This is a genomic window from Streptomyces rugosispiralis (genome assembly GCF_024505145.1).
Lineage (GTDB): Bacteria > Actinomycetota > Actinomycetes > Streptomycetales > Streptomycetaceae > Streptomyces > Streptomyces rugosispiralis.
Map to the genome: position 1 here is coordinate 1 of NZ_JANIAA010000057.1, position 12931 is coordinate 12931.

12 protein-coding genes are annotated in these 12931 nt (G+C 68.1%); 5 read left to right on the forward strand and 7 right to left on the reverse strand.

Annotated elements, in window-relative coordinates:
* Positions 1 to 720 precede the first annotated feature (720 nt).
* The 7 genes from NP777_RS43170 to NP777_RS43200 all read right to left on the reverse strand — a co-directional run bounded on the left by NP777_RS43170 (position 721) and on the right by NP777_RS43200 (position 8270).
* Complete coding sequence (locus NP777_RS43170) at positions 721 to 1140, reverse strand: VOC family protein (RefSeq protein ID WP_256655673.1); 420 nt, start codon at positions 1138 to 1140, stop codon at positions 721 to 723.
* A 16-nt stretch (positions 1141 to 1156) separates the two neighbouring features.
* The gene (locus tag NP777_RS43175; protein ID WP_256655674.1) at positions 1157 to 2350 is read right to left on the reverse strand and encodes an MFS transporter; all 1194 of its coding nucleotides are present in this window, start codon (positions 2348 to 2350) and stop codon (positions 1157 to 1159) included.
* A 71-nt stretch (positions 2351 to 2421) separates the two neighbouring features.
* Positions 2422 to 2895 carry a cupin domain-containing protein gene (locus NP777_RS43180; protein ID WP_256655675.1) on the reverse strand — a complete coding sequence of 158 codons (474 nt, stop codon included), beginning with the start codon at positions 2893 to 2895 and terminating at the stop codon, positions 2422 to 2424.
* Positions 2858 to 4720, reverse strand: coding sequence for an FAD/NAD(P)-binding protein (locus tag NP777_RS43185; protein WP_256655676.1), 1863 nt, complete (start codon positions 4718 to 4720; stop codon positions 2858 to 2860). The genes NP777_RS43180 and NP777_RS43185 overlap by 38 nt, the downstream gene beginning before the upstream one ends.
* Entirely contained in the window at positions 4717 to 5571 is an 855-nt protein-coding gene (locus NP777_RS43190) for an N-acyl homoserine lactonase family protein (protein ID WP_256655677.1), read from the reverse strand. The genes NP777_RS43185 and NP777_RS43190 overlap by 4 nt, the downstream gene beginning before the upstream one ends.
* Complete coding sequence (locus tag NP777_RS43195; RefSeq protein ID WP_256655678.1) at positions 5568 to 6839, reverse strand: KamA family radical SAM protein; 1272 nt, start codon at positions 6837 to 6839, stop codon at positions 5568 to 5570. The genes NP777_RS43190 and NP777_RS43195 overlap by 4 nt, the downstream gene beginning before the upstream one ends.
* 453 nt (positions 6840 to 7292) lie before the next feature.
* Positions 7293 to 8270 carry a helix-turn-helix domain-containing protein gene (locus NP777_RS43200; protein WP_256655679.1) on the reverse strand — a complete coding sequence of 326 codons (978 nt, stop codon included), beginning with the start codon at positions 8268 to 8270 and terminating at the stop codon, positions 7293 to 7295.
* Between the two features lie 440 nt (positions 8271 to 8710).
* Between NP777_RS43200 and NP777_RS43205 the strand changes: the two genes are divergently transcribed.
* From NP777_RS43205 to NP777_RS43225, 5 genes are read left to right on the forward strand one after another with little or no spacing between them, the layout of a single operon-like run.
* The gene (locus tag NP777_RS43205) at positions 8711 to 9271 is read left to right on the forward strand and encodes an RNA polymerase sigma factor (protein ID WP_256655680.1); all 561 of its coding nucleotides are present in this window, start codon (positions 8711 to 8713) and stop codon (positions 9269 to 9271) included.
* Complete coding sequence (locus NP777_RS43210; RefSeq protein WP_256655681.1) at positions 9268 to 10086, forward strand: zf-HC2 domain-containing protein; 819 nt, start codon at positions 9268 to 9270, stop codon at positions 10084 to 10086. The genes NP777_RS43205 and NP777_RS43210 overlap by 4 nt, the downstream gene beginning before the upstream one ends.
* Positions 10087 to 10106: 20 nt before the next feature.
* Complete coding sequence (locus NP777_RS43215; protein WP_256655682.1) at positions 10107 to 10916, forward strand: ABC transporter ATP-binding protein; 810 nt, start codon at positions 10107 to 10109, stop codon at positions 10914 to 10916.
* A complete protein-coding gene (locus tag NP777_RS43220; protein WP_256655683.1) occupies positions 10913 to 12310 on the forward strand; it encodes a hypothetical protein in 1398 nt (465 codons plus the stop codon). Before NP777_RS43215 ends, NP777_RS43220 begins: the two co-directional genes overlap by 4 nt.
* Entirely contained in the window at positions 12307 to 12882 is a 576-nt protein-coding gene (locus NP777_RS43225) for a hypothetical protein (protein ID WP_256655684.1), read from the forward strand. Before NP777_RS43220 ends, NP777_RS43225 begins: the two co-directional genes overlap by 4 nt.
* The last annotated feature ends 49 nt before the right edge of the window (positions 12883 to 12931 follow it).

The window sequence follows — 12931 nt, forward strand, 5'->3', positions numbered from 1 at the left end:
CTAAGGGAGTCGACGACATGCCCCCCGTCCAGGCCACCGCACCCACACGCGTCACAACCGCCCCGGCGATCGCGTCGCGCTCAAAGGCATGGGGACTGACATCGATCCTCATGCTTCTCTACCTGATCGACTACGGCGACAAGGCGCTCCTCGGTATCGCGGCCCAGCCCCTGGCTTGGGCTACTCCCGTCTCAAGGCGGGAACGATGTCCGGAATTCCGAGCATGGTCGCCCTGGTGGCCCTGTTTGGAACCTCCGTGGGCACGGAGCAACTGGCCGGGACGCTGGGGGTGTTCACGCGATGCCGTGCTCAACGATGGCCAGGCGCTTGGGGCACCCGCTCAGCGGGGGAGGCAAGACTCCATGGACGACCGGCTGCCGACCGTAAAGAGGCGGGCATGGACCGCATCTGGACGCCGGTGCGCGGATATGCTTCGTACCTGGGAAGGCGTCACCCCGCGGTCAGGCCGGACAGCCGAAACGGCCCGCCGGACAATCCGACGGGCCGTCGCGAAAGGTCGAGGGCAACGGCCAGGTCAAAGGAGCGAAATCAGCGGTGCTGACGCCGGCCCCGCTCCGAGCGGCCGCGATGGGTTTCCGAACGGCACACGCGGAAACTGCCTTCTCGCTGGAACAGAAGTAGCCTTATGCAGGCTCTGTCATCCCAGTTCAGACGGAGTCTTCGCTTTCCGCTCAAGATGTGGACACCGCGGCAGGTGCGTCAGGGCGTTGCGGCGTCGCGCTCGACGAGCTGGAACTGAATCCCCTCCGAGGTGTCGGGCCGGGAAAAGGCATTGAGGTTGCCGTCGATCGCCACGGGCTGAGGAGCGACGAATTCGACGCCGATGCCACGAAGCGTCTGCATGATCTCGGTGATGCTGTCGTCGACCTCGACTGCGATGTGCTCGATGCGAGCCTTGTCGCCGACGCGGTCGCCGAGACGGCGTCGACGGGCCTCGCTGGTGGTGGGCTCGATGAGCTCGATACGAGCCCCGTCACCCACCCGGTAGAACGCGGCTTTTACCTCGCGTTCGGGCAGCTCGCGTTCGAACTCGAGGTTGAGACCGAGGCTTTCAAGGAATTTCTTCGCGCGGAGCAGGTCGTGGACCACGACACCGATGTGGTCAATGCGCTTGAGCATGCGCGTGTGGGTCCCTTCAGGAGGTCTGCGATGCGATGGGGTTCGGGGCGGCCTGGGTGCGGTGCAGTTGGGCAGCCGTCAGAATCAGAATGACCACCAGGAAGAGCCAGCCGACCGGGTAGCCGGTGGCGCCGACGAGCGCGCCGAACAACGGTGGCATGGTGGCGGCGATGATCTGATTCAGGGTGATCGCGAAGCTGATCGTGGAGGCGACCGCATGCTGGGGGGCGATGTCGGTGATCTGTACGAGGTAGAGCGGGTACCAGCCGACGCTGAGCAGGCCCAGCAGCGTGCAGAGCGTGTAAGCGAGCACGCGGGGCGAGCCGGGGGTCAACACGCTGAGTGCGGTGAGCGGGATCGCGGAGAAGGCGAGAAGCCACTTCAGCGAGCGCATCCGCATGCCGGGCCAGAGACGGTCACTGATCCAGGCGAGACCGATCCGGCCGGCGATCCCGGCAGCCTGGGCCACCGAGTACATGAAGCCGGCCGTGACGATCGGGATGCGTAGGTGATCGTTGAGGAAGATCAGGATCTGCACGGAGAACACGTACTGGAACGCGGCCAGGGCGAGTCCGGCGATGAGAAGCGAGCGGACGGCCCTGTCGCGCACGAGGCCGAGGATCAAACGGCGCAGGTTCACCGGCGTCTTTCGCGCACTCGTCGTGGCGTCACCCGTCTGGCGGTAGCAGGTGGCGAAGACCACGCCCCCGAGGATGCCGGCCGCTCCCTGGACGACCATGGCTGCGGTCCAGCCGCGGTGCAGGGCGACGGCGGGCAGGATCGCCCCGGCGATGGAGGCGCCGATCGGCAGACCGGCTTGGCGTATACCGGTGGCCATACCTCGTAGGCCGGGTTCGAACCACCGGGTGATGGCTCGCTGCCCGCCAGGCAGAATGGATCCGTAGAAGGCGCCCATCACCAGGATGAACAGCAGCAGCACAGGGTAACTGCGACCCGCGGCCGCGGCGATGAACGCCGTGACGCCCATGGCGATCATCGTAAGAGAGACGACCCAGCGCTCTCCGTAGCGGTCGATGGCCCGCCCGATGATCAGCATCGAGGCGATCGGCCCCGCCTGGATCGCCGTGGCTGCGAGAGCGGCGGTGGCCGCGGACAGGTGGTAGGTGTTCTTCCAGAACGGCAGCAGGACGCTGACGCCGGAGTAGACGATCGAGCCGGAAGTCAGCGCGGTGACGGCGACGGCGAGCACGACCCACTTGTACGAGCCCGCTGAGTGGGCGGCTCGCTCGGCGGGCGCCGCCTCGCCGACCTCTTGCGCGGTCACGCGCCGGGCTCCGATTGCCTGGAGGCCAGGTTCCCCAGCTCGGCCAACAGCGGGATGTTCATCAGGTTCAGCAGGACGAGGTTCTGGCTCGTGGGGTTGTCGAAGTGGTGCAGCGACCAGGCCGGGACGAGCAGAAGGTCCCCGAGGCCCAGATCGGTTGTCTCGCTGGTGTCGTGGAAGGTGACGGTGCCGGTGCCGGCTTGCACGACGAACAGGTGATACCAGGTATGCGCGTGCGGGGTGGTGTTCTTCCCAGCGGGGATGACCTGATAGGCGACGGCGACATCACGGATGATTTCGGCGCTGCCGTTCGGCAGGGACAGGGCGAGCGTGCCGCGTTCGGGCTGCTCCGTGTCGCTGAGCCGGCCGGAGGTGTCCGCCCACCGCCACACCACCGGCTCGGGCAGCGGGGTGTCGTAGCGCTTTTTGAAGTCAGGGTATGGAAACTGACTGCCGCTGCCGATCGGCACGGGAATCATCCTCCTCGAGGATCGTGAGTCGCTGCCACATGTCGCACACGGCGGCGTTCGCCTCGTCCGTGAATCGCGACTTCTGACCGTCCCTGGGCAGGTAGTACGTGTAGTACCGGGGCCCTTCGACGGGGTATCCGACAGCCCATACACCTGTGAGCGGCGTCCCGTCCCTGGAGATGACGCGGCCGCTGGGCGTGATGTCCACACCGCCCGGCTCGTAGGAGCCGTTGCTGTAGGGACGGATCAAACCGCGGGCCAGCAGGCGGGCGGTCAGCGGGGAACTGTCCGTCTCGGGGTGGAACAAGTCCAGGCGCGCCGCCACCAATGCGTCGGCGTACCGGACGGCAGGGCCGTTGGTGAATTCGGTTTCAACGGTGAACCGGGCCGTCTCGGGGTCGGGGATGATACGGCAGCCCGGTCCGCCGGCCAGATCGACCACACCAGCGTTCATCAGGGCGAGAAGTTCGTAGTTGCGGCGGCGGGGTGGCCCGAACGAGATCCTGTTCATGAGCGGCACCCAGCGGGTGTTGAACACCCGATGCGAATCCGGTGTCAGGCCGGAGAATTCGACGGCCTCGCGCAGGCTGGCGCGGATGTCCCGGATGGCGTCGGTGGCGGCTTTGACAGGGCTCGTCAGGTTGCCTTCCTCGGCGTGCTCCAGGTCCTCGGTGACGAACGCCGTGAAGAAGGCGCGGAAGGCGTCCAGATCCCTGAAGCTCTTGCCGGCCAGCGGGTCGACGATGGCGTCGACGGCGGCCTGATCGGCCGCTGTGAATTCGTACCGGTCGGGCCGGATATGACGTTGCTCCAGCGTGGAGCGGTAAACGTAGCCCATTTCCCGACGTAGTAGCGGCACGGCTGCCGCCTCGAAGTCGAGCTGCGCGCTGCCGCGCTTCCGCCTCGCGTGCTCACGTAAACCGCGTATGGCCTCGAGGGTTAAGAAGTGCGGCTGGTAGGCGCCGGCGAGGCCCTTCTGGTTGATGCCGCGTGCGGCGGCGGGCAGGCACTGACGGGAGAACAACAGGATGCTCGGCTCGCGCCCGCACGGTATGTAGCGCATGTCGTGGCCGTCGCCCTCGAAACGTCCGCCCCTGCCGATGGTGAGGTGAGCGATGACGTCGTGGGCGGTCAGCCCGAAACCCTGCACGGCCACCGTGGCCCCGGGAGCGATGCGCCCAAGCTTGTCGACCGGATAGCAGTCCGCCAGGTAGGCGAGGCGGTCATTGCGGCCCTGGTGTTCGCTGACGAAATTCTCGAACCGGATGTCCTCGTCACTGGGGGTGCGCCGGGAGTGCCCGGTGGCGAGGAACACGAAATCGGAGGGAATCTCGTAGCCGTTCTCGGTCCGCACCACGTACCTGCCGGACGGGGAGAGCTCCTCCATGTCGATGGCGCGAGCCCGGTGGTGCACCACTCGCACGCTCGTGGGCAGCGAGCTGAGGGTGTGGTCGGACGCGAAGGAGAGATACTCGCCGAGCAAGCTGCGCGGCAGGTAGTCGTGTGGCCCGATCGGCTCCCCGCCTGCCTCGCCCGTGCGGTAGTAGCCACCCGCGAAGCGGCGGTAGCCAACCTGCTGGGCCCAATCGGTGAACGACGGGCCGCCACCGCCGGGGAACATGGTGAGCTGGCTGGCGAGCGTGTTGGTGAGCAGATGGTCGGGCTGCCGGCTGGAGTGTGCCCCCTGCCCGGTGTCGCCGGGGTCGACAAGGTGGACGTCCAGCTCAACGCCCTCGGGGAACTGCTGGGCTCGCCGGGCGATGTGCTGGAGGATGCCGAGGCCGCGCGGCCCCAGCCCGATGATCGTGACCTGAACAGCCCTCACGAGATCACCCGCTCGCGCAGTTCCAGCGCCGCCGGGTCGGTGTACGGGGCTGTGGGTTCCTCGTGCAACCGCACCCAGCGGGGGTCGTCCTCCACCTGGGGGAAGCGGGTGGCGACTTGAGGATCATGACCGGGGATGATGTGGTCGACGCCGTCCGCCAGAGCTTCGACGGTCTCGTACGCCTCGACCATGGAGGCGAGGTGGTCGAGGATCGGGAACGGGGCCCGGCGACGGATGTTTGCCCACAGATGCGACGAATCGCTCGCCAACACGACCCAGCCGCGCTTCGTGTGAACGCGTACCACTTGAAGGCCGGGGGTATGTCCAGGGGCCGGGTGCACCTCGACGCCGGGCACAATCGTAGCCGGGCCCTGGTGCAGGGTGAGGCGCTCGTCGAACAGCAGCCGCATCGCCGCGTTCACATCCTCCGCCTCGAAGGGGCGGCGGGGTGCGGCATGGCGCATGGCGCGGCCGGTGCAGAACGCGAGTTCCGGTTCCTGGAGATGAACGCGAGCCGTGGGGAAGGCGGCGAGGTGACCGGCGTGGTCCCAGTGCATGTGCGTGATCAGCAGATGCGACACGTCGGTGGGATCCGTGCCGAGACCGGTCAGGGCCTCGACGGGGTCGTGAAGTTGCTCGCGGCCGCGCCGCGCACCCGTGTGCGCGGTGAACCCGGTATCGACGACGATCACCTGATCCTGACCTCGGATGACCCAGATGTAGAAGTCGAAGCCGGCCGGAGTGTCGGTGGCGCAGGGGTCGTCGGCGAACAGGAAGTTCTCTCGCGCGAGTCGCCCCGTCTGAGTCCCGAACCTGAGCGCGAGAAGTTCGTGGGTCGGCGGCCGGTTCATGCGCCCACCACCGTCAGTTCGCGAGCCTCGGGCGCCGGGAGCGCCAGTTCGTCCTCGAAGAAGAACTTCTCCGCCCCGAACGCAGGGATGAGCTGGTCGAACCAGGTCGCGTCCGGATCGTACTTCGCGTAGAACGGCCGGCGCGCCCAGTCCGCATGACGCCCCTGAAGGAGCTGAAGGGCGAACACCTTCTCGCCGCGGATGGTGGGGGTGCCGTCGATGAGAACCTTGCCCGGAAACGCGCTCATCGACGGGCCGCGCACGGTGCGGGCGAGGCCGGAGACCCGCTGGTATGCGTCGCGGAAGATCTCGTACGCCCTCACCAGGGGAATCTCGAAGTAGGCGCGGGCGCCGGTGTCGCGTTCGACGAACATGTAGTACGGGATGGCGCCCAGCCGCACCCCGGTCGTCCACAGCTCCCGCCACGCCTCGGCGTTGTCGTTGATGTGCCTCAGCACCGGCGACTGGAGGCGCGTGTTCGCACCTGTGGCGATGATCCGCTTCAGGGCGGTCTGCGCGATGTCGGGGCGCAGCTCGGCGGGGTGGTTGTAGTGGCCCATGATCGCCAGGTGCTTACCAGCGGTGACGACCCGCTCGAACAGCCGGATGAGTTCGTCGGCATCCCGGTCGGTGACGAACCTCTGGGGCCAGTAGGCGACCGATTTGGTGCCGATCCGGATGTTCTGGATGTGTTCGAACTCCGGTGCCAGGAGCGGTTCGATATAGCGGGCGAGAGTCTTCGTCCGCATGATCAGCGGGTCGCCGCCGGTGATCAGGACGTCGGTGACCTCCCGGTGGCGAGCGAGGTAGGCGGTCAGGCCCTGGGCGTCCTCGGCGGCGAAGGCGAGTTCGCCGTCGCCGACGAACTGCGGCCAGCGGAAGCAGAACGTGCAGTAGGCGTGGCAGGTCTGCCCGTGTTTGGGGAATAACAGCACTGTCTGGGAGTATTTGTGCTGCATCCCTGGCACTTCCTCGCCGCCCAACTCGGGTATGTTGTGGGTTTGCTGGCCGGCCGGGTGGGGGTTCATCCGCGCGCGGAGCTTCCCCGTGTGAAGCGCGATCTGTCCCGTGTCGCCAGCGGCGATGACATCCCGCAGGGTGGCGTAGTCGGTGTCGTCCAGCATGGCCCGGTGGGGGAAGTTCAGCCGGAAGATGGGGTCGTCCGGGATGTTGTCCCAGTTGATGAGTTCGTCGAGCACGTACTGATTGGTGCGGAACGGGAGAACTTGGGAGACCACAGTGACGGCCTCGCGGAGTTCCCCAGGCACCCGTCCCCATTGCGGGGCGCGTTGAATTGTTTTGCCATTGTAGGGCGTGAACTTGCCGACACTCAATTCGAATCCCTTTCCCTGTTCGAAACCGAGCGGTGTGGGCGGGCGTCCAGCTCTCACTTATGAGCGAAGTTGGTCACCGGGCATACCGTCCGGCGCACCGCGATCCTGCTTGAACAATGAGGCACCTGTCGCGGCCGCAAGTGATCGTGAGTGCGACTGGCGTAAGCCCGCCATGGGGCAAAGGGTGTAATCCAGCACCAATCGGTGCTCCGTCCTCGACGTAAATACAACAAGGCCGGGCGTGGCCCGGCCTTGTTGCGCTCGTTGCGCTCGTTGTCGAATGTGATCGCTGGTTCAGCGGTAAGTTGGGTGAACGATCGCGGTGGCACCGTAAGCCATCGCGACCTGGTCGACGCTCACTGGCAACTACCGTGCGAATCGCCGAATTTACTGTTGGGCGCGCTTTTCGTGGAGGATGCCGAGATCGCGTAGCAGGTAGCCGGCGTGGAGCCGGTTGTGGGCGCCGATGCGGCGCAGAACTGCGGCCAGGTGTCGCTGGAAGGTGCGTAGGGAGATACCGAGACGCTTGGCGACAACCTTGTCGTCGTAGCCCTCGATGAGCAGTTCCACGATCGCCGTCTTCATCTCCTCCGAGCTGAACAGCATCTGTTCCCGCTCATAGGCGAGCGGGAATGGCAGGGCTTTTTCCCAAGCCCGCTCGAAGGCGCCGATCAGGAAGTGGACCACGCTCGGATCACGTATGAGCAACGCGCCTTTGGGGTTTCCAACCAGCTCGACGAGGGCGACTTCGCGATCGAAGACGATGAGCTGCATGAACACTTGTGTAACAACGCGGACTTCGGCGCCGTGCTCGACAAGCAGCGAGACGTGGTCGACGGTGGGCTGATGAAACTGCGCCGTGTACTGATGGAGCGTACGCGTGCTTACACCACGCTCAAGCACGCCTACGGCACGGTCCGTTGCCTCCTTGAGGACGGGGTCGGGGCGAGGACCGCCAGGTTGAGAGACGAGGATCTCCCTGGTGGCGCGGGCCGAGAGTTCGGACACGGTCAGGCGGACGGCATCCACATTGTCGAGTCGGTGCAATGAGTGTTCCCTTACGTCTTTCATGACGCTTTTCTCGTAGACGGGAAGCAGATCCACCAGTTGCGCGCTCACTTCGTTGATCGTCGTCTGCCGTTCGCGCAGTTCCCGGATCGCCGGCAAGAGAAGTTGGGTGAAGGCGGTGGCCGGCGCCACGGGTACGAGGCGAACGGGGTCGCCGGGCTTGCCGGTGAGCACCTTGAGCTGGAGCAGCCTGTCGATCGCCTGTCCGGCCTCGTCGGGCGAGGCGGCCGCAAGTTGCAGGAGTTCGTTGCGGGAGACGCTTTCCCGGGCTGCCGCAAGGGCGTACAGAGTGACCATCAGACGACTGTCAGCATTGGTGGTTTTGTCGGCGTCCAGGTTTGTGGGGCACGTGGACATGACTATGTTCCCCTTTCGGGAATTGAAGACCGTTCTGATAAATCAACAAGATCACCAACAGCCACTAACGGCGCAAGAGCGCGAAACCGTCACTTGCAAAACGAAAAATCGGCCGCCTGGAAATCGCCCGCCTGGAAATCGGCCGACGAGACCGACTCGGCGAATCCCTCCAGGATCGAGCGGTATTGCGGATCGGCCGACATCAACCCTGCGCTTGTCGAATACCTCATTCGTGCAGGTCACGCGTCATGCATGTATTCGTGGAGGATGCCGCCAAGGCGGCGGCAGCGTCCAACAGGGCGGGGCTTCCGGAGACCTCGTATGTGACGGGCATCACACCCGGGGGAAAACCTGGCGTTCGTGTCTGGCGTCTTGCGGGTGTGAGATCAGTCAGGAAGACATCGGGCGAACTGGACGAGGAGCATCTCGTCCGGCTGGTGGCCAGAGGCGACCGTGCCGCGTTCGAGGAGCTGTACCGGCGTACGTCGCCGTGGATGGCGGTGCGGCTGCGCCGCCGCTGTGCGGACGAGCAGATCGTCGCCGAGGTCATGCAGGAGACGTATCTGGCGGTGTGGCGCGCGGCGGGTGCGTTCATCGGGGCCGCGGCTGGGGGATCCGCCGTCGGCTGGCTGTGGACGATCGCGGCGCGTCGGCTCGTCGACGCGTTCCGGCGCAGGGCCCACCACGCGGAGCCGCCGCCCACGGCCGCCCCGCGGTCCATGGCGCCCGCCGCCGAGGAGGAGGCGCTCGCGGCGACCGTCGGCGGTGAGGTCGGGGACGCGCTGCGGCGCCTCGCGCCGGAGCTCAGACAGGTACTGCAGGCCATGGTGCTCGACGGGCTGTCCGTCCGGGAGACCTCTGTCCTGCTGGGATTGCCCGAGGGCACGGTCAAGACCCGTGCCCGCCGGGCCCGGATCGAGATGCGGAAGGCACTGGCATGAGTGTGGAACACGCGTCGATTCGGATCATCGACGGTTACGCGCGCGGCGACACGGACCTCGCCGCCGACGAGGTGTGGGCCCTGGAGGCCCATCTGGAGATGTGCCGGGTGTGCCGCGACCGGCTGTCGGCCTCCGTCGCGGCGCAGGCGCCCGCCGTCGCGGCGCTGGTCGGCACGGTGTGGTCCGACCTCGAACCCCAACTCGTCGGCACCGCCCCGGTACCGCGTCGACGGCGCTGGTCGGCGCGGCTGTCGAAGTGGATGACGCCCGTGATGGTGCCGTGGCTGGCCATGGTCGTGGGGGTGACGCTGCTCGCGCTGCTGCTCGACCTGGCCGACACCGGCTCCGGCGAGGTGTCGCTGGTGCTGCTGTTCTCCCCGGTCCTGCCCGTGCTCGGCGTCGCGGCGTCGTGGTCGCGCGGTCTGGACCCGGCGTACGAGCTGACGGCCTCCGCGCCGAGGGCGGGACTGTACCTGGTGCTGCGGCGTACCGCGTCCGTGCTCGCCGTGGTCGTCCCCGCGTTGCTGCTGGGCGGATGGGTGACGGGGGTGACGGCCGCGCAATGGCTGCTGCCCTGCCTGGCCTTCACCTCGACGACCCTGGCGCTCGGCGGTGTCGTCGGTGTGACCCGTGCCGCCGCCTGGCTGGTGGCCGGATGGGCCGTTGTGATCGTGGCACCGACCCTGGCCGCCGGCCGTACGACCTTCGCCCTGGCGACGGACGGTCTGCCTGTGTGGGGGCTGATCCTCGCGCTCGGCATCGGTGTCGTGATCGCTCGCAGGGGCGCGTATTCCGTGCTGGGAGCCCATCGTTGACCATGAGAAAGGAACACCCCATGATGCCCGCGGTGAGCGCGGCCGACATCGCACCGACGCCCTACGCCTGGGAGATCCGGGCCACCGGGCTGAAGGTCAGGGTCGGCAGAAACCACATGGCCGTCGACGGGCTCGACCTGTCGCTGGGCACCGGCGTACACGGCCTCCTCGGCCCCAACGGGGCGGGCAAGAGCACCCTCATCCGGGCTCTGGCCACCGTACTGCGCCCCGCCGAGGGCAACCTGGAACTGCTCGGCGAGTCCGCGGGCGGCAGAGGCGAGCACCGTGCGCTGCGCCGACGGATCGGCTACCTGCCGCAGGAATTCGGCTACTACAAGCGCTTCACGGTCCGCGAGTTCGTCGAGTACATGGCGTGGCTGAAGGAGGTGCCCAAGGCGGACATCCCCGCGGCGGTGCAGCACGCCGTGGAGCGGGTGGGCCTGGCCGACCGTGCCGACAAGCGGATGAAGACCCTGTCCGGCGGCATGGTACGGCGGGTGGGCATCGCCCAGGCCATCGTCAACGACCCGTCGATCCTGCTGCTGGACGAGCCCACGGCCGGCCTGGACCCGGCGCAACGGCTGCGCTTTCGCGAACTGCTGCAGGAATTGGGCAAGGACACCTGTGTGGTCGTCTCGACCCACCTCGTGGAGGACGTGGCCGCCGCCTGCACCGACGTGGTGCTCTTCGCCGAGGGCCGGCTGGTCTTCCAGGGCACCCCGGAGGACCTGGCCGGGGCGGGCGACCCCGAGCACGTGGGCGACAGCCCGCTGGAGCGCGGCTACGCGGCACTGCTGCTGGGCCCCGGCCGGGGAAGGGGCGCCTGGTGAATACGCGTGTCCTGCGAACCGAGCTGAAGCGCTCCGTCGCCCCCTGGGCCGGCGCCGTGGTCCTGACGAGCGCGCTGGCGTTCCTGTACCTGATGGACGCCGCATGGTGGAGGGGCACTACGGCGTGGACGGCCCAGTGGACGTCCCTGGCCCTGTGGACCCGCAGCCTGCTGTTCTACCTGTGGCCGCTGGCCGTGGGGCTCGGCGCGTTGCAGGGCCTGCGGGACCACCGCTCGAAGATATCCGAGCTGCTGACGACCACCTCGCGTCCCGCCTGGCACCGCGCCGCCACGCTGGCGGGCACGATGGCGTTCACCCTGGCCTCGGCGTTCGCGCTGCTCGTCCTCGTGGGCGCGGTCCAGGTGCTCGCCAACGCCGAGTACACCCACCTCGGATGGCTGCCGATCTCGCTGGTGGGGGCTCTCTCACTGGTCGCGGGAGCCGTGCTGGGCATGGGGGCCGGGCGCGCCCTGCCGTCCGCGCTCACCCCGCCGCTGCTGGCCATGGGCGCCTTCGCGTTCACGGCCGTCATGCACATGTCGCTGGGCCGGACCGAGACGGACACGGCGACAGGGGTCCCGAGCACGGAGCCGAACCGGGTCTCGCTGCTGTCACCGGCGGTGGAAGAGGTGCGCGACGCGCTCGTCACGCTCTCCGCCTCCGTGCACCTCGGGCAGACGATCTGGCTGCTCGGCCTGGCCGCGACAGGCTTCGCGCTGCTGGTCGCCGCGACCCCGCGCACCCGGCTGCTCGCCCTGACGCCCGTCCTGGCGGGCGCGGCCGTCGCCCTGCTCGTCCTGCCCTCCGACCCGCGCCGGATGTATGTCCTCGACAAGGCCGCCGCGGAGTCGGTGTGCGATGGCCCGGTATGCGTGACCAAGACGCACCAGGCACGACTCACCGGCCTCGCGAGTCACGGCAAAGAGGCGCTGCGCCTGCTGCGCGGCGCCCTGGGAAGCCAGGCGCCGGTCTCGGTCCGGGAGAACACCGCCGTACTGCCGGAGGGTTCCACGCCGCGGTGGTCCCGCGACACCGTGCTCATCGACTTCGACGACGACATCATCGCCGCCGCGAAGGGCGAGGAGCTGACCTGGGCTTTGATCGCCAAAGGCATGGTGCCGGGGTGCTCCCCCGTCGGCTGGAGCGGCACGGGAGGAGAGGACATCGCGCGGACCGTCGCGGTGGGCTGGGTCCTCGGCGACCTCAAGTCGATGCCCGGTCAGGGGTCACCGAACCCGCGACGTGAGGTCGGCACCCAGGCCCGTGCGGTGTGGAAGGACCTCAAAGTGCTGCCACGGGCCAGGCAGCTCCAGCGGATCAACGCGATGCGCGCCGCCGCGCTCTCCTGCGAGGGAGACGCACTCGACGCGCTGACCGGCGGTGCGTACCGGTGAGATGGCTGACGCTGTACGCGCGCTCGCGTCAGGTACCCGCGTCACTGGCCGCGGTGGTGATCAGCACGGTGACGGTGTGGGCACTCGCCCGGGACGGCAGCGGGGGACCGGGTGATCCGCGGCTGCCCGCGCTCGGCCTCGCCGTGGGGGCGATGGCGTTCTCGACCGGGCTCGGCGGGCAGGACCTCGCGCTGGACCGGACAGCCGCGATCCGCTGGGCGCCCCGCCGGGCGGTGCACGTGTTGCTCGCCGGCGCGGTCGTCGCCGTGGTGCTGCTGGCGGTGCGGGCGACGGGGAAGGACCTGGCCACCGCCGCGTTCGTGGTGCGGGACAGCACGGGCTTGATGGGGCTCGCCGCCGTCGGTGCGGCGGTGTCCGGGGGGCAGTACGCGTGGACGCTGCCGTTCGCCTGGCTCTCGTTCTCGTTCGTCGCCCCGCCTCCGACGAGTGTGCCGACGCAGGTGGCGTCCTGGATGATGCTGCCATCCGGCACGGCGGCGGGTACGTGGACGGCCCTGGTACTCACGATCGGCGGCACCATGGCCTACGCCGTCGCGGGACCGAGGAGGTAGCCGGTCCGGGCTACCGGGCCGGGGCACGGCCTCGTGTGCGCCGCGGACT

Bases quoted from the DNA above. Each gene is read 5' to 3' on its own strand.
- NP777_RS43170 (WP_256655673.1), bottom strand. From the start codon at position 1,140: ATGCTCAAGCGCATTGACCACATCGGTGTCGTGGTCCACGACCTGCTC.
- NP777_RS43190 (WP_256655677.1), bottom strand. From the start codon at position 5,571: ATGAACCGGCCGCCGACCCACGAACTTCTCGCGCTCAGGTTCGGGACT.
- NP777_RS43200 (WP_256655679.1), bottom strand. From the start codon at position 8,270: ATGGTCACTCTGTACGCCCTTGCGGCAGCCCGGGAAAGCGTCTCCCGC.
- NP777_RS43210 (WP_256655681.1), top strand. From the start codon at position 9,268: ATGAGTGTGGAACACGCGTCGATTCGGATCATCGACGGTTACGCGCGC.
- NP777_RS43215 (WP_256655682.1), top strand. From the start codon at position 10,107: ATGATGCCCGCGGTGAGCGCGGCCGACATCGCACCGACGCCCTACGCC.